Source organism: Frankia sp. CeCAU1, assembly GCF_977971845.1.
Genome location: NZ_CDWWXA010000153.1, coordinates 4,318 through 7,652, shown reverse-complemented (window position 1 = coordinate 7,652; position 3,335 = coordinate 4,318). Strand labels below are relative to the sequence as shown.

Sequence of the window (3,335 nt, the reverse complement as noted above, 5' to 3'; positions counted from 1 at the left end):
CCGCCGGCCGGACCCGCCACCAGCTCGACGCCGCCCCGCCGCAGGCCAGCTAGATCATCGCCGTTTGCGGCTGGTGACACGTTTCTTACCGGCACCCCAAGTAGGGCGACCGCGCCAGCAGCTGGTCAGCTCGGACGCGGGGGACATGACAGCCGATCACGAGCGCTGCTTGACCTCCCACGGTTTGTCTCGCTCTCCGAACTGGACAGTGCGCCACATCGTCACCCCCGCGCCTGGCCCGATCCCCGCCTCGTTCCTGGAGCGCGTCACCCGCAACCTGGCCGACCGGGACCGCGCCGCCGGCGTGTTCGCCGGGCAGGATCCCCCCGGTACCTCTGCGAGCTGTACGGAATTGATCGCACTCTGTACCGGACCTACGACCTTCCCGCCGAACCCCGCCTGACGGGCGTGCGTGGTCTGCTCGGCGCGGCCTACCCCGCCTCCTCTCAGCCGAGTGTCCGGCCCCCGACGTCGGCGCCCGTACCCCGTACGGGCGTCTCACCCGGGCCAGAGACGGCCGGGCCGCGGCGGTCTGGCCGGTAGACCCGCCGGCTTCACCGGGTTACATGGTGATCTATCTAGATCATCTTCATCGGTGGGGCCGCGGTGAGTTCCCCGTCTCCGGGGGAGGCTGCGGCCGACGCCTGCCATCCTGTCCAGGGGGTGTCCTCTCCGGGGGAGGGAAAGCCCGCCGTATGATCTTCGCCGCGTCCGGCCGGGCAATACGCTCTCGAAGAGCTCCGTGTGTAGCGGTGTCGTGCACGACGCGGCCGGGAAACTCGGTCGTGTTGATGACGATGATGCGTCCGGTCTGGCCGCTTTGCTCAAGAACGGCGAGCCGGTGGCTGCTCGCCGGCGTTGTCGTTGTCGATCCATTCTGGTCGCGGAAGGCACTCGACAGCCCGGCGCGGGTGACCCAATGGCGGCCAAGAGTGTCGCGGCCGGCCTCTACGTCACGGCGTCCGCTTTCCCACCGCTGGTAGGTACGGTCGAGGAGAACTTGCTCGGATGCCTCCAGGCAGATGGCCTGTGGTGGTCCGTATCCGGCCCGACGGAACTCCGCGATACCGGCCTGCATTCCGCTTAGATCTCCGAGGGTGTTCTGCCATCCGACATTCCAGTCCTGCATCCGTGCGACGGCGGCGACTCTGTGCGCGAGATAGGTTCCTTCGGCGTTGATCAGATCATGGAGTTCGGCGGGTACGACAGGTATTCCGTCGAGGCCGTCACGTAGCTCGTGAGGGACAGGCAGAGTCCCCTGCGTAGCCAGCTCGTGTAGAAGTATGCGCATCAGCTCGTCGCGTTCGAGCATCAGTGTCCCGGACAGCTCCATCCCCTGGGCCCCGGCAGCGGTCAGGGCTGAGGATTTGCCGGCACCAGGCGGCCCGACGATCAGGCTAAGCTGTCGGCCAGGATGGGGCAGTTGGCCGTGCTGGGCGACGTGAGCTGTCAGGTAGCGGTCGACGACCCGGTCATAGATCGCGGCACGTTGCTCGCTGGGAACACCACCGGGCAGGGCCTGGTCTGCGGTGGCGTAGGGAGATCTGGTCGACAGGATCCCGCCGGGCGCAAGCAGAGTTTCCAGCGTGTGGGCGTAGCTCCGGTACTCGTCCGAGGAGGCCATCTGTCTATCAGGTCAGGTCGCTACGGTGGCGGCGTACTTGGGCGACGAGCGGCCGCGGCAGCAGGCCGGCATCACCAGCCGCCTCCACGACAGCGAAGCTGTCCGACCATGGCTGAGCCTCATCCCGGTGAGGGTCATGGGCTTGGTATGGCCAGATAGCGAGGATCTCTACCAGCCGTTCACTGGGAAGGTCGCCGCACACATACAGATCGATGACATCGGCGAGTTCCCACCGTCCCTCGTGAAGATACGGGCCGGGGGCATGCAGCCGCGCCGCGTCCAGTGCACCACGCACTGTCGGATCGCTCAGGATGACCAGGGGCAGGCCCATCGCGGCATCCTCGCGAGCCGCGGCCAGTGCTACACGGCCAAGCGAACGGTCGGCGATACGCAGTCGTGCCTGGCTTGCCGTCCGTTCCTGCCAGGCATGACGAACGCGCTCAGCCGATGACGATGAAGCAGAAGGAGTCACGAGTCGCCGTCCTGAACGTCGTCGAAACCCGTCGTCGGTAAGGCGATGAGATGGGCGGTGTCGTTGTGGGAAACCAACGTCCACCGAGCCGAGCCGATCTCGGGAGTACGGTGCACCCAGCGGGTCAAAGAAGCATGCGCCACAGTGAAGGCCACCCGCGCCGAGGACCCGGCGGGTAGACCCAGCAGCAGGGTATGCATCGCCTCGACGGTTTCCGCATGCGCGAGGATGAGAATCCGCTCGCCAGCGTGACGCGTGACGATGTTCTGCAAACAATCGGTCGCCCGGGCGAGAAACGCGTTCCAGCTCTCGGCACCGGCAGCGAACGGGCGGTCCGGCTGGTCAGCAGGACTCGAGCCGAACGCCTCCCAGATATCCGTCCACGGCTTGCCGTCGGCGTCACCATGCGCCGGGCCGGACAGACGTGGCTCAATGTGCGGCGTCAAGCCAAGGCGTGGGGAGATCACGGCGGCGGTCTCACGGACCCGTCGCCGCGGCCCGGCATACACCACATCGAACTGGCGGTCGTGGTGCATCCATTCCAGCCGCCGGCCCGCCTGGTCTACTTGGCCACGCCCCCGCAGCGTCAACCCGGTGCAGCCCCGGTCGCCGCCAGCGATGCCCGCGAGATTGCAGTGCGCCTCTCCGTGCCGAACCAGCACAACATCCGTGTCCACCCGCACCCCCGTTCCACTGCCATACATGATCAAACCGGCACAATCCGCGTTTCCAACACACAACCCTATTACGGCCTGTGCGCACCTGCTGACTGAACGGGCCGGGAGGTGCGGCGACGCCGGGGGAGCGGCGGGTAGTTCAGCGCGGCGAGCTCCTGCTCGGTCCATCCGGCGTCCACCGCGGCGGCGCGTCTGGCCGCGTAGTCGTCGTCCGCGGCCGCGATTTCCTCGGCGGCGGCGTCGGTCAGAGCGCGTCCTTCGGCGCGGGCGGCGGCGAGCAGCTCGGCCGTGCGGGCCTTTGCCCGCGCGGGCCCGTAGGCGGCGTCGGCGCGCCGGGCCGCCGCGAGACCGAGGTCGCCGATCGCGGCCACCCGCCCGCCCAGTGCCTCAAGCGCCGCCTGTTCCGCGGCCTTTCGGGTTGCCTGGGTTGCCATCGCCTCACCGTCTCCTGCCGCCGATCCGGGACGGCGGGCCGTCCGGCCCGCCCGGTTTGTCCCCGCCACGCTGGCAGCCGCCGCCGGGCCCTGTCACCTCAGATCGCGGCAGCAAGATATCCATCCGT

Annotated in this window: 4 protein-coding genes; all 4 read right to left on the bottom strand. The window is 68.2% G+C overall.

What is annotated here, in order from left to right; genetic code table 11:
- Nucleotides 1-589: 589 nt before the first annotated feature.
- Nucleotides 590-1,624, bottom strand: a complete 1,035-nt coding sequence (locus AC08OO_RS20170; RefSeq protein WP_011436760.1) for an AAA family ATPase — start codon at nt 1,622-1,624, stop codon at nt 590-592.
- A 7-nt stretch (nt 1,625-1,631) separates the two neighbouring features.
- Complete coding sequence (locus AC08OO_RS20165; protein WP_023840311.1) at nt 1,632-1,955, bottom strand: hypothetical protein; 324 nt, start codon at nt 1,953-1,955, stop codon at nt 1,632-1,634.
- Between the two features lie 137 nt (nt 1,956-2,092).
- A complete protein-coding gene (locus AC08OO_RS20160) occupies nt 2,093-2,773 on the bottom strand; it encodes a histidine phosphatase family protein (RefSeq protein ID WP_232235164.1) in 681 nt (226 codons plus the stop codon).
- 68 nt (nt 2,774-2,841) lie between these two features.
- Entirely contained in the window at nt 2,842-3,207 is a 366-nt protein-coding gene (locus AC08OO_RS20155) for a hypothetical protein (RefSeq protein WP_476618903.1), read from the bottom strand.
- Between the last annotated feature and the right edge of the window lie 128 nt (nt 3,208-3,335).